The following is a 20,756-nucleotide window of genomic DNA, read 5'->3' as shown; positions in this document are numbered from 1 at the left end:
ATCGAGCCATGCCTGACGAACTGCTGGAGCGTCTGCGGCGCTTTCACGACCACACCTTCCCCGGCATCCAGGACCAGTTCCAGGATCTGGTGGAGCGCGGCCAGCACCCGACCATCCTCTTCATCGGCTGTTCCGATTCGCGCCTAGTGCCCTACCTGCTCACGGGCACCGGGCCGGGCGACCTGTTCATCGTGCGCAACGTCGCGGCCTTCGTGCCGCCGCACGACGGCATGACGAGCGTGCCCTCCGGTGACATTTCTCCCGAGGGCGCCTACCTGGGTGCCGCGCGGCGTTTCACCGGTTACCACGGCACGGCCGCGGCCATCGAGTTCGCGGTGCTCAACCTCAAGGTTTCGCGCATCGTCGTCTGCGGCCACAGCCACTGCGGTGGCATCCGTGCGCTCTACGAAGGGGCCCCGAAGGAGGCGATCAACCTGGCCGCCTGGCTGGAACTGGGCCGCGAGGCCGTGCTGCCCGTGCAGATGTCGCCCGAAGCGCTGCGCCGCACCGAACAGCGCGCGGTGATCCTGCAGCTGGAACGCCTGATGGGCTATCCCATGGTGCGCGAGCGCGTGGAATCCGGCCAGCTGGCCCTGCACGGCTGGCACTACGTGATCGAAGACGGTGAGGTGCACGTCTTTGACGTCAGAAGCGGGGAGTTCGTGCCGGCGTCGAGTGCCACGCACAGCGGCACTGGACCCTATGCCGACTCTGATGACACAATGGCCCAACCGCTGTTCAACGAAATCGACGACAGCTACCGGCCACAGCAGGCGGCTGCCGGTGGGGCACCAAGGGAAAACAAACCCTAGCGACACCCACCGACCAGCCCGGGGGACCGGTGGCGTATGAGGAGACTGGACCCATGCGTATCGCTGACTGGAAACTCGGAACCCGCCTCGGACTGGCCCTGGGCCTGCCCCTGCTGCTGCTGGCGGGGCTCACCCTGCTGGCCCTGCAGCAGCTGCAGCAGGTCGGCATCGCCAGCGAACGCATGAGCGCCGACGACCGCGCCCAGACCGAGGCCGCGTTGCAGATCCATGCCGGCACCGACAGCCTCTCGCGCCTGACCATGGCGCAGATCACCGCTCCCATCGCGGCCCCCATGGGCCAGATCCGCGAACAGCAGACGGCGGCCAACCGCCAGATCGACCAGGCCCTGGCCACGCTGGAACGCCTGGGCTCGCGCAGCGACGCCCAGGTGCTGACCGATCTCAAGCGCCACCGCGCCGCCCATACGGAATCGGCCGAACGGGTGGTCAAGCTGGTCGAGGAAAACCTGCGGCCCGAAGCCTCGCTGCTTTTCATCGGCGAGACCCTGCCTGCGCTCAACGCCCTGCAGCAATCCATCCAGACCCTGACCGCCCTGCAGCGCAAGAGCGTGGAGCGCGGCAGCATCGCCGCCGCGCGCACGCTGCTGCTCTACTGCGGCGTGGCCGCCGTGCTGCTGGCCGCACTCTGGGGCCTGTGGCTGCTGCTGCCGCTGCGGCGCGGCCTGCGCGAGAACCTGCGCGCGGCACAACAGCTGGCCGCCGGCGAACTCGACACACCCATCGAAGTCCGCACGCACGACGAAAGCGGCCAGGTGCAGGCCGCCCTGGCGCGCATCCAGCAGGGTGTGCAGCAGCTCATCGGGCAGGTACACCAGGACGCCGAGCAACTGGCCATCGACACGCGAACGCTGGCCGCCCCCGAACAGGCCGAAGACCGGCGCAGCCCGCAGGCCGCACGCGTGGAGCAGGCCCAGACCAGCATGCAGGCCCTGGCCGGCACCCTGAAACACAGCCACGAGAGCGGGCGCCAGGCCCAGACGCTGGCGGCCGAAGCCGCCAAGGTGGCCGAGCGCGGCGGTGCCGTGGTGAGCCAGGTGGTGGACACCATGCAGGACATCCGCAAGTCCTCCGCCCGCATCGCCGACATCATCGGCACCATCGACGGTATCGCCTTCCAGACCAACATCCTCGCGCTCAACGCCGCGGTGGAAGCCGCGCGCGCCGGTGAGCAGGGCCGCGGTTTTGCCGTGGTGGCCACCGAGGTGCGCTCGCTTGCCGGGCGCAGCGCCGCCGCCGCCAAGGAGATCAAGCAACTCATCGATGCCTCGGTCGGCAGCGTGGCCGAAGGCGGCAAGCTGGTCGAGCAGGCCGGCCGCACCATGCAGGAGGTCGTGGCCCAGGTGCGCCAGGTGGCCGAGACCATGGCGCAGATCACACGCGAAGGCCAGGCGCAGGACCAGGGCTTCAGCCAGCTGCGGGACGCCATGGCGCAACTGGAGCAGATGGTCAGCAACAACGCCGCCGTGCTGGACCGCTCGGCCGCCTCGGCCCAGGCCCTGGAGCAGCAGGCCCGCCAGCTGGCCAGCAGCGTGGGCGGCTACCGCCTGGGCAGTGCGCCGCTGCGCCTGCGCTGAATGCTGCCATTCCCGCTTTCTTGACGCAGCGCAAAACACGGCGCGGGCATCGTCCTTAAGCTGGCGGCTGGTCTTTTTACCGGCCGCCGTGGCCGCCCGCCCGTTCATGAATGCAGCACTCCCCTTCCCCTACATCCCCACTGACAGCGCCGCCTGGCTGGCGCGCAGCGGCCTGCGCCCGCTGAACCTGGCTGGCCGCAGCCTGCTGCCCCTGGTGCAGGGCGGCATGGGCATCGGCGTCTCGGCCCACCGCCTGGCCGGCAGCGTGGCCGCGCTCGGCGGGGTCGGCACCCTGTCCTCCGTGGACCTGCGCCGCCACCACCCGGACCTGATGGAAGCCACCGGCCACCTGGAAGCCGGCGATGCCGCCAAGCTGGCCATCGACGCTGCCAACATCGAGGCGCTGCGCCGCGAGATCCGCGCCGCGCGTGAGCTGTCCGGGGGGCTGGGCCTGCTGGCCATCAACGTCATGCGCGCCGTCACCGAATACGCCCATTCCATCACCGCGGCGCTGGAAGCCGGCATCGATGCCGTGGTGGTGGGCGCCGGCCTGCCGCTGGACCTGCCCGACCTGGCGCAGGACCACCCGGACACGGCCCTCATCCCCATCCTGTCGGACGCGCGCGGCGTGCAGCTGATCGTGAAGAAGTGGGAGCGCAAGAAGCGCCTGCCCGACGCCATCGTCATCGAACACCCGCGCCTGGCCGGCGGCCACCTGGGCGCCGCGAAGATCGCCGACCTGAACGACCCGCGCTTCGATTTCGAGAACGTCATCCCGCAGTCGCTGGCCTTCCTCAAGTCGGCCGGCATCGAGAAGGAGATCCCGCTGATCGCGGCCGGCGGCATCCGCAGCTTCGAGGACATCGCGCGCCTGCAGGCCCTGGGCGCGGCGGGCGTACAGCTGGGCACGCCCTTTGCCGTCACCACCGAGGGCGACGCCCACCCCGAGTTCAAACGCGTACTGGCCGAGGCGAAAGAAGACGAGATGGTGGAGTTCACCAGCGTGGCCGGCCTGCCGGCGCGCGCCGTGGCCACCCCCTGGCTGCGCGCCTACCTGAAGATCGAGCACAAGCTGCAGGCCGTGGTGCACCACAAGAACCGCTGCACCAAGAGCTTCGACTGCCTGGCCCAGTGCGGCCTGCGCGACGGCCTGCCGGGCTGGGGCCAGTTCTGCATCGACAACCAGCTCGCCGCCGCGCTGCGCGGCGACGTGAAGAAGGGCCTGTTCTTCCGCGGCGTCGGCGCCCTGCCCTTCGGGAACCAGATCCGCAGCGTGCGCGATCTGGTGGAGCGCCTGCTGACCCACCAGGAAACCCTGGTGCCGGCCTGATCCCGGCAGGTACAGCGTGAAGACCATCCCCGTTCGCCCCCTGCCGCCAACGGGACCGGCACGGACCCGCATGCCGCCGCTCGATGCGTCGTGGCGTCCGGCCTGGTTGCTGGCCGCACCGCACCGGCTGGGCTTCTTTGCCGCCGCCCTCATGATGGCCCTCAGTGGGCTGTGGTGGGCGGCTATGCTGCTGGCCCGCGCCCTGGGCAGCCCCATCGCCTGGGCAGTGGCACCGGCCGCCGCCCACGGCCTGCTCATGGCCCTGGGTTTCACCCCCCTGTTCATCGCCGGCTTTCTGTTCACCGCCGGCCCGAAATGGCTGGGCCTGCCCGAAGTGCAGGCCCGCCACCTGCTGCCGGCCATCGTGCTGATGCTGGCCGGCTGGCTGCTGGCCCTGCCCGGTTTCCACTGGCATGCGCTGCTGGCCAGCGCCGGCATCGCCGCCGTGGCCTGCGGCTGGAGCCTGCTGTGCCTGCGCTTCATCGCCTTGCTGCGCCGCAGCCGCGTGGACGACCGCGTGCACCCCGGCGTGGTGGCCGTGGCCTGCGGCATCGGCGCCCTCAGCCTGTGGCTGGCCGCCGTCGCCCTGGCGTTGAGCGACATCACGCTGCTGCGCAGCGCCACGCAGCTCGGGCTCTGGGGTTTTGTGGCCACGGTGTTTGTCGCCGTGTCGCACCGCATGATCCCCTTCTTCAGCGCCAGCGCCGTGCCCCTGCTCGATGCCTGGCGCCCGATGTGGCTGCTCTGGGTACTGGTGGCCGTGGTGTGGCTGGAGCTGCTGCCCGCGCTGGCCGAACTCTGGTGGTGGCCGCTGCCGCCGCTGCTGCGCTGGCTGCAGGTGGTGCTGGAGCTGCCGGCGGCCCTGCTACTGCTGTGGCTGGCCGCGCGCTGGGGCCTGGTGCAGAGCCTGAAGATCCGCCTGCTGGCCATGCTGCACGGCGGCTTTCTCTGGCTCGGCATCGCGCTGGCGCTCAACGCCCTCTCGCATGCGCTGATAGCCCTGAGCGGCGGCGAGCTCTCGCTCGGCCTGGCCCCGCTGCACGCCATGACCATGGGCTACCTCGGTGCCACGCTGTTCGCCATGGCCACCCGCGTGAGCAGCGGCCATGGCGGGCGCCCGCTGGCGGCCGACAACACCGCCTGGGTGCTGTACTGGCTGCTGCAGACGGCCGTGCTGCTGCGCGTGCTGGCCGCCCTGTGGCCGGCCGCTACCACCGTGCTCACCCTGGCCGCCGTGCTGGCCTGGGCGGCCGCCACGCTGGGCTGGTCACTGCGCTACGGCGGCTGGTTCGGCCGGCCGCGGGTGGACGGGCGACCCGGCTGAGATGCGGCGCATGCCGGTCCGGCGCGTCGCCGGTTTCAGCTGCGCAGCAGCAGTGCGACCACGGCGGTCCCACCCAGCAGCGCGGTGAGACCGGCCAGCCAGAGCAGACGCCGGCGCAGGGTTTCCACGCCTCGCACCAGTTGGGCATTCTGGTCGGCCAGGTCGTTGATGAGTTCGGTCGCCGCCAGCATCTGCGCCTGCAGTTCCGACACAGCCGTCTCGGTGGCCTGCAGTTCCGCACGCAGCCTGGCGATCGCATGGGCCTCGGCCTGCAACTGGCCCTGCACCTTGTCGTCCACCGGTGGTGGTGGCGCCGCCGGCCGGCCCGACACCTTGCCCCAGAGATCCTTGGCGCCTTCGGCCACCCTGGGAGCGTTGCGGATCACCTCGCCCCAGGGCACCAGTCGCAATACGGAAAACAGGCCTGTCGCCATCAGCACTCCTTCAGTCGAAATCGAAAATGTCGGACAGGAAACCTTCGCGCTTGCGCTTCTTGCTGTAGTAGCCGTCCTGGTGGCCATGGGCATGGTGGAGCGGCGGCACGGGGCGCGCCACCGCGGCCGGCTGGACCTGCTGGACCACGGCGCCATCGAGCGAGCGGTCGATGATCTTGTCGAGCTCACCGCGGTCGAGCCAGACGCCGCGGCACTGCGGGCAGTAGTCGATCTCGATGCCCTGGCGCTCGGACATCACCAGGCTGACGGTTTTACAGGCTGGGCACAACATGACGGGCGGACTCCATGAAAGCGAAGTTTCTCATTCTGCGCCCGGACGGATAACGCAGGAAACCGTGTGGAAACCAGGCCCGCCGCTCAGCCCTGCGCTGGCAGCGTGCCGGGTGCCGCAGCGGCAGGCTGCTGCAGCTTCTTCCAGGCCTGGAAGCCCCCCGCCACGGACAGCGCCTTGCCATAGCCCATCTGGCGCAGCAGGCTGGCCGCCGCCAGGCTGCGCCGGCCGCTGTTGCAGATGCACAGCAGCAGGTGATCGCGCCCATGGTGCAACTGGTTGATCATGGTGAAGAAGCTCATCACATCCATGTCCTTGGGTTTGCCCGCATCCAGGATGTCCTGCTCGTCCTCGCTCAAGGCGTGGCCCAGCATGCGCTTGACCTCGAACAGGGGGATATGCATGGTGCCGGGAATCGCGCCCTTCATCTCGATCTCGAAGGTCTGGCGGATGTCCACCAGCGTGCCCAGCCCCAGGCGGCACAGTTCCAGCGCGGTGAGCAGGGTCACTTCGAGCGTGGCGCGCTCTTCGTCAGAGAGGGAGGCTTCGGTGTTCATGGCAGGCTCTCGCAAACGGTACCGGGCTGATTGTCCTACAGTGCATCCCCTTGTGGGCCCGAACAGAATGATTGCATTCCGCTGCAAGAAGACTATCCTGTCCCTCGGTCATGTCGACCGCAAGGAAGAGATGCCATGCCGGAAGCCACCACAGCACAGCGGGACAAACTGCTGGACGACCTCCGCCTGGTCATCAGCGACGCCGAGGAGCTGCTGCGCATGACAGCCCACCAGGTCGGCGATGACACGGCCGAACTCCGCAGCCGCATCCAGAGCCGCCTGCAGGAGGCCGGCGTCGAGCTGGCCGGACTGCAGGACGCCGCCACCGCCCAGGTCAAGGCCGCGGGCCACGCCGCCGACGAGTTCGTGCACGAGCACCCCTGGAAGTCCATCGGCATCGCCGCCGCCATCGGGCTGGTCGTCGGCCTGCTGGTCGCGCGCCGCTGAGCCGCCGGCATGAGCGAACCCGCCAAAAGCCCGGGGCTGCTGGCCTCCCTGCGCCAATTGATGGCCACGGTGCTGGAGACCGCGCAGCTGCGGCTGGCCCTGCTCAGCAACGAGATCGAGCAGGAGAAACTGCGCCTGTTCGACGGCCTGCTCTGGGCCGGACTGGCCCTGCTGCTGCTGGGCCTGGGCGCCTTGCTGCTCTGCGCTTTCATCGTGGTGCTGTTCTGGGACAGCCACCGCCTGCTGGCCCTGGGCACGCTCGCGCTGCTCTTCCTGGGCGCCGGCAGCTTGTTGCTGGCCAGGGCCCGGACCCGGCTGCAAAGTCAGGGCGGTTTGTTCCAGAGCAGCGCGACAGAACTCGGCCGCGACCGGGCCGGGCTCGATACGGGCGAATAAGGCCCCATCCCCACACCATGCATCGGCGTCAACACCAGGTACTGATGGAGCGGCAACAGCAACTGCTGCTGCGCGGCGCCGAGCTGCGCCTCACGCTGAAACGGCAAGCCCGGGCCCTGCAATCACCACTCGTGCTGGTCGACCAGGTGCGCAGCAGCCTGCACTGGTTGCGCCAGCACCCGGTCTGGCCCCTGGCCGCCCTGGGCTTGCTGGTGTTCAAGCGCCCGCGCCGCATCCTGCGCTGGCTGCCCCGCCTGCTGGGCGGCTGGCAGCTGTACCGGCAGTTGCGCGACTGGCTGGGCGACAACGCGGCCCGCAAGCCCTAGTCAGGCGCCTGCCTTGGGGTACAGCACCATCTGCGTGCAGCGGAACAGTGCCAGCGTCTTGCCGCTCTCGCGGTGCGTCACCGTGGCATCCCACACCTGCGTGGTGCGGCCCAGGTGCACGGCCTTGGCCACGCTTTGCACCACCCCGTCGCGCACCGTGCCCAGGTGGTTGGACTTGAGCTCGATGGTGGTGAAGCCGTTGGCCCCTTCGGGCAGGCTGGCCAGGGCGCCGCAGCCCGCGCTGGTGTCGGCCAGCGTCACGATGCTGCCGGCATGCAGGAAACCGTTGGGCGCCATCAGCTCATGGCGCACCCGCATCTCCGCGTGCACCTCGCCCGGCTCCGCGCGGGTGATGACGATGCCCAGGTGGCCGGGCAGCATGGCCGCGGCACGCTGGTTGAAATCATGGGGTGTCATCAGGGTTTCCTTCGTCAGGGATCTCGGCTTCGACCAGCAGCGCCAGCAACTCCAGCGACTGGCCCCAGCCCACGTAGCAGCCGTCCACCGGGATGGCCGCCGGGATGCCCTCCTGCACGGCGGTGAGCTCGGTGCCGCTGGGCACGGCGCGCAGCGTCACCGTGGTGCGCATCTCGCCGGGCCAGCCCGGGTCATCGAAACGGTCGGTGTTGACGATGCGCTCGTTCGGCACCAGCTCCAGATACTCGCCGCCAAAGCTGTGCCGCTGGCCATTGCCGAGGTTGGTGAAGGACATGCGGTAACGCCCGCCCACCCGCGCGTCGATCTCGTGCACCCGCCCGGTGAAGCCGTGCGGCGGCAGCCACTTGGCCATGGCGTCGGGGTCCAGGAAGGCGCGATAGACGCGCTCCGGCGGGGCGCGCAGCACGCGGTGCAGGCGGACGGTGTTGGTACTCATGGCAGGTCCTTCAGACATCACTCAGACTGTACGACGAACGGGCCGCGCCGGTTTCGACCAGGCCAGGCACGGGTAACACCCCAGGGTGTACAGGCTCAGCGCACGCCCTTGAGCGCCAGGCCGTCCACCGAACGCGTGATGGGACAGTTGACCACGATGTCAGTCACTTCCAGGGCAAGGTCCCCGCGCTCCTGCGCCGCCAACACCTCTTCTTCGGAACGCAGTTCGCGCACGGCCCCCGGCCTGAGCCAGCGCACCAGCACCATGCGCCACAAGGGGCTGTAGCTGCGGTCGGCATTGGCCCCGCCCGTGGGCAGGGGCGCGGACTGGAACACCGTGATCTGCTCGCCATTCACGAACTTGTAGACTCGCTCCACCAGCGAGGGCCGCCCCTGCGCGGGGATGGCCTGGGCCAGGCGCGGCACGTAGTTGACGCCCTCCTGCCTGGCCATGGTGGCGTCCGAGATGTCGGTGGTCACGTACTCCACCTGGCGGCCCTCGACCCAGGCGCGGTGCAGGGGCAAGGTGGTTTGCGCCGCACCCTGGCCCGGGGTCGGGCCGGCGCAGGCGCCGAGCAGCAGGGCGCTGGCGAAGAACAGGGGCAGCAGCAGACGAGACATGGTGTGATGGGTCCTTGAAAGTCGGAAGGATGGTTCAGGGCGGGTGATGTTCCCGGCTCAGACCGGCAGCCAGCGCCGCCAGAAGGGCTGGCGCGTCTCCCGCGCGCCCAGCGCCAGCAGCCTGGGCAGCAGCGCTACGCGCCCGTACTGGCGGGCCGCCTGCAGCGGGGTGAGGTCATCGAACTCGGAGCGCAGCTGCGGATCGGCCCCCTGCTCCAGCAGGTACAGCGCAACGTCGTCGTGGCCCTGGATCAGGCTGGCCACCAGCGGCGTGCACAGGACTTCAGGGTGCTGGTAATTGGGGTTCACGCCCGCGCTGATGTGATACCGCACCAGTAGCAGATCCCCCGACTGCGCGGCGGCGTACAGCTGTTTCCAGTCTCCGGCTGACATCGTGATCCTCCGGTTCGTCATCCATGGCGCCCGTGGCATGCGGGCGCCGCGGATTCATTCATCGACAAAACCACCCTTGTAGAAACTCCAGGCCGTGCCATCGTGCAGGTAGAAAAAACCGTCAGCGCAGAAATCCTTGCCCGGGAAGTATTCACGGTAGGCTCGCGGCAGCAGACGCAAGAGCTGCTCGTCTTCCAGCAGCTCGAATTCCTCGGGGGTGATGGGCCGGCCGACCCTGAGTCGTGGTGTTTCCATGCTGATCGTCTTCCGATTGATGTCAGGGGCAAGGCTGGCTCACCCCAGCCGCACCGGCTCGCCCCGCGTATTGAACGGCAGGTAGTTGCCGATAGACCCGCGCTTGACGTCTTCCACCATGCGCTGCAGAGGGGCCTCGGCGTCCTGGCCATCGGCCATGGCCGCCACGAACACCAGGGCCCAGGTCTGGCCGAACTGCTGCGCCTCCTCGGCCAGTGCCGCAAAAGATACGAGTTCCTGCGGTGTCTTGTCCACGCACATCAGCGGCGCCAGCGCGCCGCCTTGACCCGCCTCAAAACGCGCGGCCTGTTCGGGTGTGCTGTCGGCCGGCAGCTCGGCGGTGGCAAAAACGAAGAGCAGGCGCTGCGGCTCGCGTTGCTGGCGCGCGGCGGCCAGCAGGTCATCAAAAGTGGCAATGGTCATGGCTTGATTTTCCTCAAGACCATGCCACACTGGCAAGTGCGTTCCCCTCGAAACAACGCCTTGCCTGCATGAGACCAGGGTTTGTGACAGGTCAAACCCGCGTGCCGGCACTCCTCCTAGCATCCTGTCCAAACAGACATGGAGAGATTTCTCATGAGCGACACAACGCACCCGACACCGGCCCTCCAGGCCCTGGCCCCGCAAAGCATCAGCGAGGAAGTGCTGCTGGAAAAGTACGCCAAGGGCGATGAGCAAAGCATCCTGCAGGTGAACCAGCGCGTAGCGCACGCCCTGGCCCAGGTGGAGGCGCCCGAACAACGCCAGCACTGGGAGGGGCGCTTCCTGCACGCGCTGCAGCAGGGCTTTCTGCCGGCCGGGCGCATCCAGTCCGCCGCGGGCACCGACCTGACGGCCACGCTGATCAACTGCTTCGTGCAGCCGGTGGGCGACTCGATCTCGCACGACGACGAGGGCCACCCCGGCATCTACGTGGCGCTGATGGAGGCGGCCGAGACCATGCGCCGCGGCGGCGGCGTGGGCTACGACTTCTCGCGCATCCGCCCGCGCGGCGCCTGGGTGGGCAGCACGCAGAGCAGCGCTTCGGGCCCGGTGAGTTACATGCGCGTGTACGACCGCTCCTGCGAGACGGTGGAATCCGCCGGCAGCCGGCGCGGCGCGCAGATGGGCGTGCTGCGCTGCGACCACCCGGACATCGAGGAGTTCATCCACGCCAAGGACAGCGGCGACCTGAAGAACTTCAACATCTCGGTGGGCGTGACGGATGCCTTCATGCAGGCCGTGGTGAACGACGGTGAGTTCGAACTGGTGCACCGCGCCGAGGCCGGCATGGCACAGAAAGAGGCCGGCGCCTACTTCGAGCGCGAACGCAGCCTGTGGATCTACCGCAAGATCCGCGCGCGCGATCTGTGGGAACAGGTGATGCGCTCCACCTACGACCACGCCGAACCCGGCGTGCTTTTCGTCGACACCATCAACCGCGACAACAACCTCTCGTACTGCGAGAGCATCGCCAGCACCAACCCGTGCGTGACGGACGACACCTGGGTGATGACGTCGCAAGGTGCGCGGCAGGTGCGCGAACTGATAGGCACGCCCTTCGATGCCATCGTGGACGGCAAGCCCTATCGGTCCGAGTCCGCCGGTTTTTTTGCAACCGGCACCAAGCCCGTTTTGCAACTGCGCACGAGCGAGGGCCACACGCTGCGCCTGACAGCAGATCACCCGGTGCGCAAGGTGACCCAGCGCACCCGCTACCAGACGCACAGCGACTGGTGCAAGGCAGGCGAACTCAGGCCTGGCGATGAAATCGTCCTTAACAACCACCGTTCGCTCGAAGGCTGGGAAGGCCATGGCACCCGTCAGGAAGGCTATCTGCTGGGCCTGCTGATTGGTGACGGCCGCCTGGGTGCGACCAAGGCGGTGCTCTCGGTCTGGGCGCCGGAGCTCAAGGTCGTGGGCAGCGACACCCGCGTGGAGAACCACAGCGCCAGCGGCATCATGGCCGCCGCCGCCCAGGCGATCAGCACGCTACCGCACCGTGCCGACTTCCGCGGCTGGCAGCGCCCAATCGAGAGCCGGGGCGAATGCCGCATGGCCTCTGCCGCGCTGCGCGACCTGGCCTTTGCCATGGGCGCCACGCCCGGGCACAAGACCATCACGCCGCAGATGGAAACCGGCTCATCCGAATTCTGCGCCGCCTTGTTGCGCGGCCTCTTCGATGCCGACGGCTCTGTGCAAGGCACGCAAGACAAAGGCGTGAGCGTGCGCCTGTCGCAATCCGACCTGCCCCTGCTCGAAACAGCCCAGCGCATGCTGTTGCGCCTGGGCATCAACAGCACGCTCTACCGTGAACGTCGCCCGGCCGGCATCACGCTCATGCCCGACGGCAAGAGCGGCCAGCGTGAGTACCCGCAACAGGCCTCGCATGAACTCGTCATCAGCGGAGACAACCTGACCGTCTATGCCGAACGTATCGGCTTTGCCGATACGGCCAAGTCCGAGAGGCTGTCCACGCTGCTGGGCAGCTACAAACGGCAACTGAACCGTGAACGGTTTGTCGCCACCGTCGAGTCCCTGGAGAACGACGGCACTGAGCCCGTCTTTGACGTCACAATCGCCGACCTGCACGCCTTCGACGCCAATGGCCTGTACGTCCACAACTGCGCCGAGCAACCCCTGCCCCCCTACGGTTGCTGCTGCCTCGGTTCAATTGACTTGACGCGCTTCGTGCGCGACCCCTTCGACGACAAGGTCCACTTCGACTTCACCGGCTTTGCGGACCTGTGCCGTACCGCCACGCGCATGCTGGACAACGTGCTCGACGTGACCGTCTGGCCGCTACCGCAGCAGGAGCAGGAGATGCGCAACAAGCGCCGCGTGGGCCTGGGCTTTACCGGCCTGGGTGATGCGCTGGTGATGCTGGGCCTGCGCTACGACAGCCAGCCCGCGCGCGAGATGGCGCGCCGAATCTCGGAGACCATGCGCGATGCGGCCTACGACGCCTCCAGCGAACTGGCGCGCGAGCGCGGTGCCTTCCCGCTGTTCAATGCCGACCTGTACCTGAGCAGCCCGCGCTTTGCCTCGCGCCTGCCCACCGCACTGAAGGACAAGATCCGCAAGCAGGGCCTGCGCAATTCGCACCTGCTATCCATCGCCCCCACCGGCACCATCAGCCTGGCCTTTGCCGACAACGCCAGCAACGGCATCGAGCCAGCCTTCAGCTGGCACTACACGCGCAAGAAGCGCATGCCCGACGGCAGCCTGAAGGAATACGCGGTGGAGGACCACGCCTGGCGCCTGTACCGCCACCTCAAGGGCGAGGCCGCGCCGCTCAGCCCCGCCTTCGTCACCGCGCTGGAGATGAGCGCGCAGGACCACGCAGCCATGGTGGCCGCGGTGGCACCCTGCATCGACACCGCCATCTCCAAGACCGTCAACGTGCCGGCCGACTACCCCTATGCCGATTTCCAGGACCTCTACCTGCAGGCCTGGAAAGCCGGGCTCAAGGGTCTGGCCACCTACCGGCCCAACAGCGTTCTGGGCTCGGTGCTCAGCGTGACACCCACGGCCGCACCGCTGCAGCTGGACGATGCCAACCGGCGCCTGGCACTGGAGCGCCTGCCCGCGCCCGTGCTGTCTTCGCTGCGCTGGCCGGGCCGGCCCGAGCTGCCCGGCGGCAACCTGGCCTGGAGCTTCATGGTGCACCACCCCTATGGCGAGTTCGCACTCTTCGTGGGTGAACTGCCGGGCGAGGAAGGCGGACCGCCCCAGCCCTTCGAGGTCTGGGTCAACGGCGCCGAGCAGCCGCGCGGCCTGGGCGCGCTGGCCAAGACCCTGTCCATGGACCTGCGCGCCAACGACCCGGCCTGGCTGCGCCTCAAGCTCGACGCGCTGGCCACGGTGGCGGAAGAGCGCTCCTTCGAAATGCCTTTCCCCCCGCACGGCGAGCGTCGCCTCTTCCCCGGCGTGGTGGCCGCCACGGCCGCCGTGGTCCGCTGGCGCTGCGAGCAGCTGGGCGTGTGGCGCGAACGCACGCAGGCCGCGCCCACGCCGGTGCTGGACGCCATGTTCAGCCGCGAGGAGCCGCTGACCGGCCCCTCGGGCACGCTGGCCTGGGCGGTGGACATCGACAACCCGGCCACGGGCGAGGCCTTCACGCTCACGCTCAAGGAGGTCACCCTGCCCGCGCCCGAAGGCGGCAGCGTCACGCGGCCCTGCGCCGTGGGCTTCTCGGGCAACTACCCGCGCGCGCTCGACGGACTGGCACGCATCCTCTCGCTGGACATGCGCGTGGTGGACCCGGCCTGGATCGGCATGAAGCTGCGCAAGCTGCTGAACTACGCCGAGCCCCTGGGCCAGTTCATGGCCTTCGTGCCCGGCCTGCCGCACGGCGAACGCCGCCAGCAGACCTGGCCCTCCACCGTGGCCTACCTGGCACGCCTCATCATCCACCGCTACGCCATGCTGGGCGTGCTGGACGAGCAGGGTTACCCGCTGCGCGAGATGGGCGTGCTGGAGAGCCCGGGCGAACACGCCGAAGGCGAGGAACCCGCCGCCATGGCCGGGCGCCCCTGCCCCGAGTGCGGCAACCCCACCGTCATCAAGAAGGACGGCTGCGACTTCTGCACCGCCTGCGGCTACGTGGGGCAGTGCGGCTGAAACACTGATCGGGCGAGACTGTGGGTTGACAGTAAAGATGAAACTTTTGACCGATAAGTTGAAACTCTTGCCACTTCAGGATGAAACAGAGCCGGGAAACCGGGTTTAGTAACATTCTCAAGTCAACCTAGGCCGGTTTTCTGCCAATTTGAAGCCATGGACAAGCCCTTAGGGGCTAGTTCATGGCTTCTTTTCTTAAAACATGAAAGACTTTTCCCTGTACGCAAGAAGGACTGTCAATTCATACGAAATCTGCGTCCCCCTCCTTCCGCCGGAAGCGAATCGCCCCCCCGTTTTGACGACAAGCTACGAGATTTATTCTCTCGAAGTAAAGCCGTTAGGACGTGTTCATCGGAATGCGATGGGTCATACTCGAAGCCATAGCATGCCGCGACTGCTTGATCTAACTCCTCATGCACTGATCGCAACCAGTCAGGGAATGTGTTGTAAAGATTTGTCATCGTACGCCGACTCAATTCTTTTGAATCTTCCGCAGAGAGTCCTGGGCGATCAACGATTCTGTCGGGATAAGGTGAAGCGGTCATCCCGATAGGGACGCCCTCGGGAACCGCGATGGTCCATTCCCGCGGGTTAATCCATCGCTCCCGGAGCTCGTAAAGGCGATTGGCAGCCCGGGCAACACGTATAGCTTTAGTCTTGATGGAGGGACGCAGTCCAACAGGAATAGTGGCTCCTTCGGCAGTCTCCGTCTCCTGATTTGAGGTGTCTGCAGGTGTGAGACCAATAGGAAACGGAAATGTCTCAAAGCACGTCGTTGGCGTATATCTGGGGCGATCCTCGAGAGAGGTACCAAGCCTAAGAGACCAGACACGGTGAAATCGAGACTGTAGTATTCCGAAGGTGCATTCGTCTTCTCTGGCTACAACAGCTAGTGCATGATCAGGCAACCCGACTCGACGGCGGTCAGCGTCGTGCGTGAGACCCCGGCTCGTTTGGCCATCTCGACCGTGCCAAAGCCTCGGGCTTTACGCAACCGCTTGAGACGGTCACCAAGCTGTAAAAGTGATTGGCGGTCAAGAACGCTAAGTGAGTCATGCGAGCTCATTTGTCCACTATATTAGACAAGCGGCTATGGCCTATCGACGTCGCCTGGCCCGCTTTTATCGTTCTGGAATTTTGGTTCTAATAGAGACCAATAAGCCTAAAATATCCTATATTGGTCTTAAAGAAAGCCAATAGCATCAAGTCCTAAATCGATCTATTGTTCAACCCATGGCAAAAGATCTCTCTACGCCGGCCGAGCTCGAAGTAACGTTGGGTGAGCAAATCCGTGCTGCTCGATTGCTACGGAACTTATCCCAGGAAGCGCTGGCCCGGGATGCTGGTGTATCCCGTACAGCGGTGCGCAATCTTGAGGGCGGGAAAGGAGCCACGGTCGAGACTCTGGTGCGGGTCCTAAAGGCCATGGAAAGGACGGATTGGATCTCAATGCTGCAGCCGACGGTCACCATCAGTCCGCTGCAGATGCTGAAATCTATATCGCCCCGCCAACGGGCACGTGCGTCTAGAGAGCAAGATTGAGTGAAACTCTTTAAAGATTCACGACTAATCGTTGAACCGGCCTGATGCGTACTGGACATCAACACCTGCGAGCAATGCGGTCGAACGATGGCTGCGGCCTCGGACTTTCCATTGCAAGTGAGATTGCCACACGACATGGGGCAACCCTCACGATCAAAGCCAACCCTACAGGCGCCGGTGTCGTAGTTGAGGTCGTGTTTCCTGAATCAGATGGAATAAGTGCCTGAAGCACCACTTCTGAAGCATAAGCGTATCTAGTCTTCAGCATACGGAGATGCCCAAGGCTTTTTAAGATGGCACGGCCTTTACAACAACCAAAACCGCTATGGTCAACCTCGCCAGCTTTCTGAAATCAGAAATCTCACGTATCGCCCGCAAAGAGATCCGCACCGAAACCCAAGCCCTGAAGAAGGCATCAACCCAGTACCGAAGCGACATCGCCGCGCTCAAGCGGCGTCTGGCCGAACAAGACCGCCTGATCGCCAAGCTGCGCAAGAGCAAGCCCGTTGCCGCAGCGACTGATAAGACGGTTGAAAGTCCCCAGCTGCGTTTCCGTGCCGGTGGGTTCGCCACGCTGCGCCAAAAGCTCGGCCTATCCGCTGCAGATATGGGCAAGCTGCTCGACGTCACTCAGCAAACCGTCTACCACTGGGAGAAGGGGCAATCCAAACCCCGGGCCAGCCAGCTGCAAGGCATCGCTGAAGTGCGCAAGCTGGGCAAGCGCGGTGCAGCCGCACGTCTGGCCAAGGCCTGAACTGCACTGACTTATGCGCGCGCTCCTGCTCCTGGTTCTCGCGCTTCTGGCCTCGCCCAGCCAGGCAGAGATCATTAGCGGCCGCGTTGTCCACGTCGCTGATGGCGACACCATCACGGTTCTCGATGCCAGCAAGGTCCAGCACAAGGTTCGCCTGGCTGGGATTGACGCCCCAGAGAAGTCTCAGGCCTAACCACTCCCCTTTGCGGGATTGACAATGACTCGCCAAGCGGAATCTAGCCAAGGGAGACATTTAGGGAACGTCGGCCATCGCCCCCCGTTGCGGACTTCCACCTCTGCATAACTCATGTCGGCTCAGCAGCGATTGCTGCCGGTCAGGTGGAACGCCTGGGCGTCCTGTTCTGGCCTCAGATCGGTCGTCAGAATTGACCGCAATTAACTGGAGCCGTGTCCGCTAACCGAGGTATGTCGGCCGCCGCATTGGGCAGTCTGATTTGAACGATCACTTGGCCGGCGTTGCCAGCAGGCACTCCTACCCCGTTGCGGACAAATTTGGCAAGGAGAGAAGCGACGAAGAAGATACGCTCGCACGATTCACACTTGAATGCAAACTGGAGGCGGAGCGGCTGGTGAGCAGAGGACCAGAGCTTGGTGATTGTGCCGTTCAGCACAAAGTGGCCGCTAGCGGCACCAATCCTCTTTTCTCACTGTATTCCCTACACCGCTTCAGATGGCACAGCCAGATCAGGCCGGCACCCACTTGAGCTTTAACGGAACCGTGGCGCTGGCCACCTAGATGGAGCCTCATCCTCGACTTCGTCGGCAAACGTATCCAGAGTGAGAATCGTAAGCGTCTTCCCATATGTGCCGAGTCCTTTGACTTCCTCAGTTATCTCAAGGTCATAAGGGCCTCCAAACCAATCCTGAAGGCTGCCCGTCATCTCGTCGCGTTCTGCTGCTGCAATGCGCCCAACTGAACCGTTCATATCTGCCGTGACAGAGCCTTTTGGTATCGGCGTATTTCGTTGTGGCCAATCTAAGCCACGGAATTCCTTGAAAGCCGGTGACATCTTGCAATACTCTACGCGGCCTCCGACGCTAACGACGACAGCCACTGGAATCGAGGAGTGATCCACATACCGATTAGCGGTGGCGAGCATGGACGTTTGGCATAAGCCCGCCAGATACTCTATACCTGCAAGACCGTCATTGGCTTTTCGCAATGCGCTTGTAAATAATCCCTTGGGCATCAGTAACGCAGCTGCGAATGCATCTGCTTCTATTTCATACCGGTCTGGGGATGCACCAGAACGGGACTCGTGCATTACCTTGCTCCCGAGTACAGCATCGATGTGATCGGGCATGAAGTAATGGCCCAATTCATGCGCCACACTGAAGCGCTGAAAACCTACGCTGGCAATTGCGGTGGCATACAGGATTCCAAAGGTGCTTCCACTGCGGAGCAATAGACCAGACACGCCTGGTTGCGTAGGCGGCGCGGCCTTTACGGTGATCTCACGATTCTCTGCGATGCGAAACGGATCTACCGGGAATGTTTTGATCCCATCGTCCAGCAGAACTTTTTCGGCTATGAGCTCTGCATAGTTAGCATCTGGAATCGGCCTAGTCACGATCTTCGCTCTTTGTCTTTGTCTTTGTCTTTGTCTTTGTCTGCCAATAGTGCGAGGAAACCTTCGGCTAGTTTTAAGTCAGCCGTCGTCAGTTTGCTGGCATGCCGTGCCAATTGATCGGGGACGGCCGTCTGCTCCGGTGTGATCGCTCGTCCCAGCAGGAAATCAGCACTGACGTTTAACTTATCAGACAAAAGTCTAAGGTTGTCAAAAGATGGCTTACGCGAACCACTTTCGAAATGTGAAATTGATGTCGCAGGAAGACCTGTGGCGATAGCAAGTGCTTGCTGACTCATTCCACGTAGCTCGCGCGCGCTCTTCAGTCGGCTTGGGAACAAGTTGGATGGTGGGGTAATTTCAGAAATCGACATGAATTAGTTGCCTATTTCGACAAGTTATGATTAAATATCGACAAGTCGATCTTGTCGTTTCCGCATTGTGCGCTGAAAAAGGTTGGCTGCAAATAGGAGTTTTCTATGACTAGCGAGTCTTTTATCAAGCGTGACGACGGTGGTGTTCTTCACCCTATCAAGATTCACATCAAGGTGGATGGTGAAACCGAGGAAGTCCAGGTTGGCGTGATGACCGCACGCCAGATCATCATCGATCTGGCTAAGCGCGACCCCGCGCAGTATTACCTTGTGCAGATCCATGGTCAGGAGCGCATCAGCTACCAGGACAATCCGGGTCAGGAGATCCCTCTCCACAATGGGATGAAGTTTCAGACGGTGCTGCTTGGTCCTACACCGGTATCAGACATCACCGGCATGAAAACCGGCGCTGCTGTATTTGCAGATGGCCTGACTGCAGCGGGCTATAAGCCCGAGGCTCTTCCTGGTCGCGCCGACCACCTTGTTTTTGACTATCGCGTCGAAACTGGCAGCAAGGCGGGCATTGATGTGAAGATCGGTCTGGTTATCCCGGGGGATTTTCCGGTTGGAGTCCCGTCAGGTCCGTATGTGACTCCGCAGGTCTTCCCTATCAAGACCGATGGCGCACATCCTCACGGTGCGATTCATGAATCCCAAGCGGCAGTGTTTGCTGAGGCACTGGGCGGCAAATGGGAATATTGGTCTCGCCCCTGCAATGATTGGAACGCAGGTCGAAAGACAGTGACGGCATACCTTAGCCATATCTGGCGCCTTTGGGACAGCCAATGAAGATGGCACCTCGCGTTGGCGTAGCAATGACGCTCGCCGTGCATGACGAAGTTGTTTGCCATCTTGTCCGTGCGGATGGGCAGGAAGACATTTGCTTCGCCCTGTGGAATCCGAGCAAAGGTGAGGGGCGCTACAGCGCCCTCATCGAGAAGGTTCTTTTGCCTGGCGAAGGTGACCGGATTTTGCATGGCAATGTCAGCTTCACCCCGCAGTTTTTCGAGCGCGCATTGGCCGAGGCCGCAACGCATGGGATGGGATTGGCGATGTTGCACAGTCATCCGCTTGGCCGCGGCTGGCAGGACATGAGCCAACCCGACGTGCTAGCGGAAAGCCGTAACGCCGGCGCAGTCTATGGCGCTACAGACCTCCCGTTTCTCGGTCTGACCCTAGCCTGCAAGGACCATGCATGGAGTGCGCGGATATGGCAACGCGCCGCGCCGCGGGTCTACGATCCTGCGTGGTGCGAGAGTATTCGGGTGATCGGTGACCAGCTGCGGCTTCATTTCGCGCCGCACCTGCTTCCGCCACCTCAAGTCTCTCCGAAGCAGAGACGAACCGTCTCTGCCTGGGGTGAAGCGAAGCAAGCCGACATTGCAAGGCTGCGGATCGGCGTAATCGGCGCTGGAAGTACCGGGGGCTTCATCGCTGAGGGCCTGGCGCGGACAGGGGTCAAAGATATTCTCGTCATGGATCCCGATAAGGTAGCCGAGCACAACCTCGATCGACTTGTTTATGCGGTACCAGAGGACGTAGGGCACAGCAAAGTTGATGTGCTGGCGAAAAGATTGCTAACTGTGGCAACGGCAGAGCAGTTCAACGTCACACCTGTTCAAGCGGCCGTATACGAAAAGAATGCTTACAGGTTAGCACTGGATTGCGACATCCTATTCTCATGTGTAGATAGACCGTGGGGGCGCCATGTACTGAACCATATCGCTTACGCGCACTTAATTCCCGTCGTAGATGGCGGCATCCTTGTCCGCACCAACCGCAGCAATAGACTGGTCGGTGCGGATTGGACTGCCCAGACAGTGGGAGTTGGGCGCGCATGTCTGCAATGCCTTGGGCAGTACACTTCGGCGCTAGTGCAGATCGAGCGCGAAGGTATGCTTGACGACCCGAAGTACATCGAAGGTCTCGCAGACGACCACCCTTTGAAAGCCCGGCAGAACGTATTTGGATTCTCAATGGCATGCGCAAGCCTGCAACTATTGCAGATGCTCAATTTGGTTGTCGCACCTCTTGATCTGGCTGACAGCGGAGTGCAGCGTTATCACTTCGTGGATTCGACGATGGAGCCTAAAAAGCAATGGCACTGTCTCGATAACTGTTTTATGCCAGACCTAATCGCCAAAGGTGATAGATCGCCATTTGTGATGACCCGAGAGTGAGAAAAATCTGCGATCGCGTACAGATCGCTGAGCAGATCTTTCTCGAAGCGCTGGAGACTC

25 protein-coding genes and 1 pseudogene are annotated in these 20,756 nt (G+C 64.3%); 13 read left to right on the top strand and 13 right to left on the bottom strand.

Annotated features, from left to right (window positions below):
• The first annotated feature begins 8 nt into the window (after nucleotides 1-8).
• From HTY51_RS03055 to HTY51_RS03040, 4 genes are all read left to right on the top strand, one after another.
• Nucleotides 9-812 carry a carbonic anhydrase gene (locus HTY51_RS03055; protein ID WP_174251349.1) on the top strand — a complete coding sequence of 268 codons (804 nt, stop codon included), beginning with the start codon at nucleotides 9-11 and terminating at the stop codon, nucleotides 810-812.
• Between the two features lie 53 nt (nucleotides 813-865).
• Entirely contained in the window at nucleotides 866-2,407 is a 1,542-nt protein-coding gene (locus HTY51_RS03050; protein ID WP_174251348.1) for a methyl-accepting chemotaxis protein, read from the top strand.
• A 106-nt stretch (nucleotides 2,408-2,513) separates the two neighbouring features.
• Entirely contained in the window at nucleotides 2,514-3,737 is a 1,224-nt protein-coding gene (locus tag HTY51_RS03045; protein ID WP_174251347.1) for a nitronate monooxygenase family protein, read from the top strand.
• A gap of 16 nt (nucleotides 3,738-3,753) precedes the next feature.
• Nucleotides 3,754-5,061 carry an NnrS family protein gene (locus HTY51_RS03040; protein WP_174251346.1) on the top strand — a complete coding sequence of 436 codons (1,308 nt, stop codon included), beginning with the start codon at nucleotides 3,754-3,756 and terminating at the stop codon, nucleotides 5,059-5,061.
• Between the two features lie 35 nt (nucleotides 5,062-5,096).
• On the opposite strand, the gene HTY51_RS03035 is transcribed toward HTY51_RS03040, so the two are convergent.
• The 3 genes from HTY51_RS03035 to HTY51_RS03025 all read right to left on the bottom strand — a co-directional run bounded on the left by HTY51_RS03035 (nucleotide 5,097) and on the right by HTY51_RS03025 (nucleotide 6,344).
• A complete protein-coding gene (locus HTY51_RS03035) occupies nucleotides 5,097-5,495 on the bottom strand; it encodes a hypothetical protein (RefSeq protein ID WP_174251345.1) in 399 nt (132 codons plus the stop codon).
• A 10-nt stretch (nucleotides 5,496-5,505) separates the two neighbouring features.
• Nucleotides 5,506-5,787, bottom strand: a complete 282-nt coding sequence (locus HTY51_RS03030; protein WP_174251344.1) for a zf-TFIIB domain-containing protein — start codon at nucleotides 5,785-5,787, stop codon at nucleotides 5,506-5,508.
• A gap of 86 nt (nucleotides 5,788-5,873) precedes the next feature.
• Nucleotides 5,874-6,344 carry a rhodanese-like domain-containing protein gene (locus HTY51_RS03025; protein ID WP_174251343.1) on the bottom strand — a complete coding sequence of 157 codons (471 nt, stop codon included), beginning with the start codon at nucleotides 6,342-6,344 and terminating at the stop codon, nucleotides 5,874-5,876.
• Nucleotides 6,345-6,479: 135 nt separating this feature from the next.
• Between HTY51_RS03025 and HTY51_RS03020 the strand changes: the two genes are divergently transcribed.
• The 3 genes from HTY51_RS03020 to HTY51_RS03010 are packed head-to-tail and all read left to right on the top strand — an operon-like array spanning nucleotide 6,480 to nucleotide 7,513.
• Entirely contained in the window at nucleotides 6,480-6,791 is a 312-nt protein-coding gene (locus HTY51_RS03020) for a YqjD family protein (protein ID WP_174251342.1), read from the top strand.
• 9 nt (nucleotides 6,792-6,800) lie between these two features.
• Nucleotides 6,801-7,187, top strand: a complete 387-nt coding sequence (locus tag HTY51_RS03015; protein ID WP_174251341.1) for a phage holin family protein — start codon at nucleotides 6,801-6,803, stop codon at nucleotides 7,185-7,187.
• 17 nt (nucleotides 7,188-7,204) lie between these two features.
• Nucleotides 7,205-7,513 carry a YqjK family protein gene (locus tag HTY51_RS03010; RefSeq protein WP_174251340.1) on the top strand — a complete coding sequence of 103 codons (309 nt, stop codon included), beginning with the start codon at nucleotides 7,205-7,207 and terminating at the stop codon, nucleotides 7,511-7,513.
• On the opposite strand, the gene HTY51_RS03005 is transcribed toward HTY51_RS03010, so the two are convergent.
• From HTY51_RS03005 to HTY51_RS02980, 6 genes are all read right to left on the bottom strand, one after another.
• Nucleotides 7,514-7,930 (bottom strand): PaaI family thioesterase, encoded by a 417-nt coding sequence (locus tag HTY51_RS03005; RefSeq protein ID WP_174251339.1) that lies wholly within the window; start codon nucleotides 7,928-7,930, stop codon nucleotides 7,514-7,516.
• A complete protein-coding gene (locus tag HTY51_RS03000) occupies nucleotides 7,917-8,387 on the bottom strand; it encodes an SRPBCC family protein (protein WP_174251338.1) in 471 nt (156 codons plus the stop codon). Before HTY51_RS03000 ends, HTY51_RS03005 begins: the two co-directional genes overlap by 14 nt.
• Nucleotides 8,388-8,482: 95 nt before the next feature.
• Nucleotides 8,483-9,007 carry a hypothetical protein gene (locus HTY51_RS02995; protein WP_174251337.1) on the bottom strand — a complete coding sequence of 175 codons (525 nt, stop codon included), beginning with the start codon at nucleotides 9,005-9,007 and terminating at the stop codon, nucleotides 8,483-8,485.
• 57 nt (nucleotides 9,008-9,064) lie between these two features.
• Complete coding sequence (locus HTY51_RS02990) at nucleotides 9,065-9,400, bottom strand: ankyrin repeat domain-containing protein (RefSeq protein ID WP_174251336.1); 336 nt, start codon at nucleotides 9,398-9,400, stop codon at nucleotides 9,065-9,067.
• Between the two features lie 54 nt (nucleotides 9,401-9,454).
• Nucleotides 9,455-9,655: a hypothetical protein gene (locus HTY51_RS02985; protein ID WP_174251335.1), complete on the bottom strand. Its 201-nt coding sequence runs from the start codon at nucleotides 9,653-9,655 to the stop codon at nucleotides 9,455-9,457.
• Between the two features lie 39 nt (nucleotides 9,656-9,694).
• Nucleotides 9,695-10,078, bottom strand: a complete 384-nt coding sequence (locus HTY51_RS02980; RefSeq protein ID WP_174251334.1) for a ribonucleotide reductase subunit alpha — start codon at nucleotides 10,076-10,078, stop codon at nucleotides 9,695-9,697.
• Nucleotides 10,079-10,231: 153 nt separating this feature from the next.
• On the opposite strand from HTY51_RS02980, the gene HTY51_RS02975 reads away from it, so the two are divergent.
• Nucleotides 10,232-14,257, top strand: coding sequence for an LAGLIDADG family homing endonuclease (locus tag HTY51_RS02975; RefSeq protein ID WP_174251333.1), 4,026 nt, complete (start codon nucleotides 10,232-10,234; stop codon nucleotides 14,255-14,257).
• A 236-nt stretch (nucleotides 14,258-14,493) separates the two neighbouring features.
• Here HTY51_RS02975 and HTY51_RS18830 read toward each other — a convergent pair whose 3' ends face one another.
• Together HTY51_RS18830 and HTY51_RS02970 are read right to left on the bottom strand one after the other, a co-directional pair.
• Entirely contained in the window at nucleotides 14,494-15,165 is a 672-nt protein-coding gene (locus tag HTY51_RS18830) for a type IIL restriction-modification enzyme MmeI (RefSeq protein ID WP_371733851.1), read from the bottom strand.
• A pseudogene (locus HTY51_RS02970) lies at nucleotides 15,165-15,323 on the bottom strand (helix-turn-helix transcriptional regulator); the annotation flags it as partial. The gene HTY51_RS18830 and the pseudogene HTY51_RS02970, both read right to left, overlap by 1 nt.
• 167 nt (nucleotides 15,324-15,490) lie before the next feature.
• Between HTY51_RS02970 and HTY51_RS02965 the strand changes: the two are divergent.
• The 3 genes from HTY51_RS02965 (at nucleotide 15,491) to HTY51_RS02955 (ending at nucleotide 16,746) form a co-directional block, all read left to right on the top strand.
• Nucleotides 15,491-15,799 carry a helix-turn-helix transcriptional regulator gene (locus HTY51_RS02965; RefSeq protein WP_174251331.1) on the top strand — a complete coding sequence of 103 codons (309 nt, stop codon included), beginning with the start codon at nucleotides 15,491-15,493 and terminating at the stop codon, nucleotides 15,797-15,799.
• Nucleotides 15,800-16,124: 325 nt separating this feature from the next.
• Entirely contained in the window at nucleotides 16,125-16,553 is a 429-nt protein-coding gene (locus HTY51_RS02960; RefSeq protein ID WP_174251330.1) for a DNA-binding transcriptional regulator, read from the top strand.
• A gap of 13 nt (nucleotides 16,554-16,566) precedes the next feature.
• Complete coding sequence (locus HTY51_RS02955) at nucleotides 16,567-16,746, top strand: thermonuclease family protein (RefSeq protein ID WP_174251329.1); 180 nt, start codon at nucleotides 16,567-16,569, stop codon at nucleotides 16,744-16,746.
• A 535-nt stretch (nucleotides 16,747-17,281) separates the two neighbouring features.
• Here HTY51_RS02955 and HTY51_RS02950 read toward each other — a convergent pair.
• Both HTY51_RS02950 and HTY51_RS02945 read right to left on the bottom strand, forming a co-directional pair.
• Nucleotides 17,282-18,145: an ImmA/IrrE family metallo-endopeptidase gene (locus tag HTY51_RS02950; protein ID WP_174251328.1), complete on the bottom strand. Its 864-nt coding sequence runs from the start codon at nucleotides 18,143-18,145 to the stop codon at nucleotides 17,282-17,284.
• Nucleotides 18,142-18,516: a helix-turn-helix domain-containing protein gene (locus HTY51_RS02945; RefSeq protein ID WP_174251327.1), complete on the bottom strand. Its 375-nt coding sequence runs from the start codon at nucleotides 18,514-18,516 to the stop codon at nucleotides 18,142-18,144. The genes HTY51_RS02950 and HTY51_RS02945 overlap by 4 nt, the downstream gene beginning before the upstream one ends.
• A 105-nt stretch (nucleotides 18,517-18,621) precedes the next feature.
• Here HTY51_RS02945 and HTY51_RS02940 point away from each other — a divergent pair, with 105 nt between their 5' ends.
• On the top strand, nucleotides 18,622-19,305 hold the full coding sequence (locus HTY51_RS02940) for a hypothetical protein (protein ID WP_174251326.1): 684 nt from the start codon (nucleotides 18,622-18,624) through the stop codon (nucleotides 19,303-19,305).
• Nucleotides 19,306-19,343: 38 nt separating this feature from the next.
• A complete protein-coding gene (locus HTY51_RS02935) occupies nucleotides 19,344-20,696 on the top strand; it encodes a ThiF family adenylyltransferase (protein WP_174251325.1) in 1,353 nt (450 codons plus the stop codon).
• Nucleotides 20,697-20,756: the final 60 nt, after the last annotated feature.

Source organism: Rhodoferax sp. BAB1 (assembly GCF_013334205.1).
In the GTDB taxonomy this organism is placed as follows: domain Bacteria; phylum Pseudomonadota; class Gammaproteobacteria; order Burkholderiales; family Burkholderiaceae_C; genus Hylemonella.
This window is presented reverse-complemented; position numbering and strand designations above follow the sequence as displayed.

Coding starts and splice junctions, on each gene's coding strand:
- HTY51_RS03055 (WP_174251349.1), top strand. CDS start 9: ATGCCTGACGAACTGCTGGAGCGTCTGCGGCGCTTTCACGACCACACC.
- HTY51_RS03050 (WP_174251348.1), top strand. CDS start 866: ATGCGTATCGCTGACTGGAAACTCGGAACCCGCCTCGGACTGGCCCTG.
- HTY51_RS03045 (WP_174251347.1), top strand. CDS start 2,514: ATGAATGCAGCACTCCCCTTCCCCTACATCCCCACTGACAGCGCCGCC.
- HTY51_RS03035 (WP_174251345.1), bottom strand. CDS start 5,495: ATGGCGACAGGCCTGTTTTCCGTATTGCGACTGGTGCCCTGGGGCGAG.
- HTY51_RS03030 (WP_174251344.1), bottom strand. CDS start 5,787: ATGTTGTGCCCAGCCTGTAAAACCGTCAGCCTGGTGATGTCCGAGCGC.
- HTY51_RS03025 (WP_174251343.1), bottom strand. CDS start 6,344: ATGAACACCGAAGCCTCCCTCTCTGACGAAGAGCGCGCCACGCTCGAA.
- HTY51_RS03020 (WP_174251342.1), top strand. CDS start 6,480: ATGCCGGAAGCCACCACAGCACAGCGGGACAAACTGCTGGACGACCTC.
- HTY51_RS03015 (WP_174251341.1), top strand. CDS start 6,801: ATGAGCGAACCCGCCAAAAGCCCGGGGCTGCTGGCCTCCCTGCGCCAA.
- HTY51_RS03010 (WP_174251340.1), top strand. CDS start 7,205: ATGCATCGGCGTCAACACCAGGTACTGATGGAGCGGCAACAGCAACTG.
- HTY51_RS03005 (WP_174251339.1), bottom strand. CDS start 7,930: ATGACACCCCATGATTTCAACCAGCGTGCCGCGGCCATGCTGCCCGGC.
- HTY51_RS03000 (WP_174251338.1), bottom strand. CDS start 8,387: ATGAGTACCAACACCGTCCGCCTGCACCGCGTGCTGCGCGCCCCGCCG.
- HTY51_RS02995 (WP_174251337.1), bottom strand. CDS start 9,007: ATGTCTCGTCTGCTGCTGCCCCTGTTCTTCGCCAGCGCCCTGCTGCTC.
- HTY51_RS02990 (WP_174251336.1), bottom strand. CDS start 9,400: ATGTCAGCCGGAGACTGGAAACAGCTGTACGCCGCCGCGCAGTCGGGG.
- HTY51_RS02985 (WP_174251335.1), bottom strand. CDS start 9,655: ATGGAAACACCACGACTCAGGGTCGGCCGGCCCATCACCCCCGAGGAA.
- HTY51_RS02980 (WP_174251334.1), bottom strand. CDS start 10,078: ATGACCATTGCCACTTTTGATGACCTGCTGGCCGCCGCGCGCCAGCAA.
- HTY51_RS02975 (WP_174251333.1), top strand. CDS start 10,232: ATGAGCGACACAACGCACCCGACACCGGCCCTCCAGGCCCTGGCCCCG.
- HTY51_RS02965 (WP_174251331.1), top strand. CDS start 15,491: ATGGCAAAAGATCTCTCTACGCCGGCCGAGCTCGAAGTAACGTTGGGT.
- HTY51_RS02960 (WP_174251330.1), top strand. CDS start 16,125: ATGGTCAACCTCGCCAGCTTTCTGAAATCAGAAATCTCACGTATCGCC.
- HTY51_RS02955 (WP_174251329.1), top strand. CDS start 16,567: ATGCGCGCGCTCCTGCTCCTGGTTCTCGCGCTTCTGGCCTCGCCCAGC.
- HTY51_RS02945 (WP_174251327.1), bottom strand. CDS start 18,516: ATGTCGATTTCTGAAATTACCCCACCATCCAACTTGTTCCCAAGCCGA.
- HTY51_RS02940 (WP_174251326.1), top strand. CDS start 18,622: ATGACTAGCGAGTCTTTTATCAAGCGTGACGACGGTGGTGTTCTTCAC.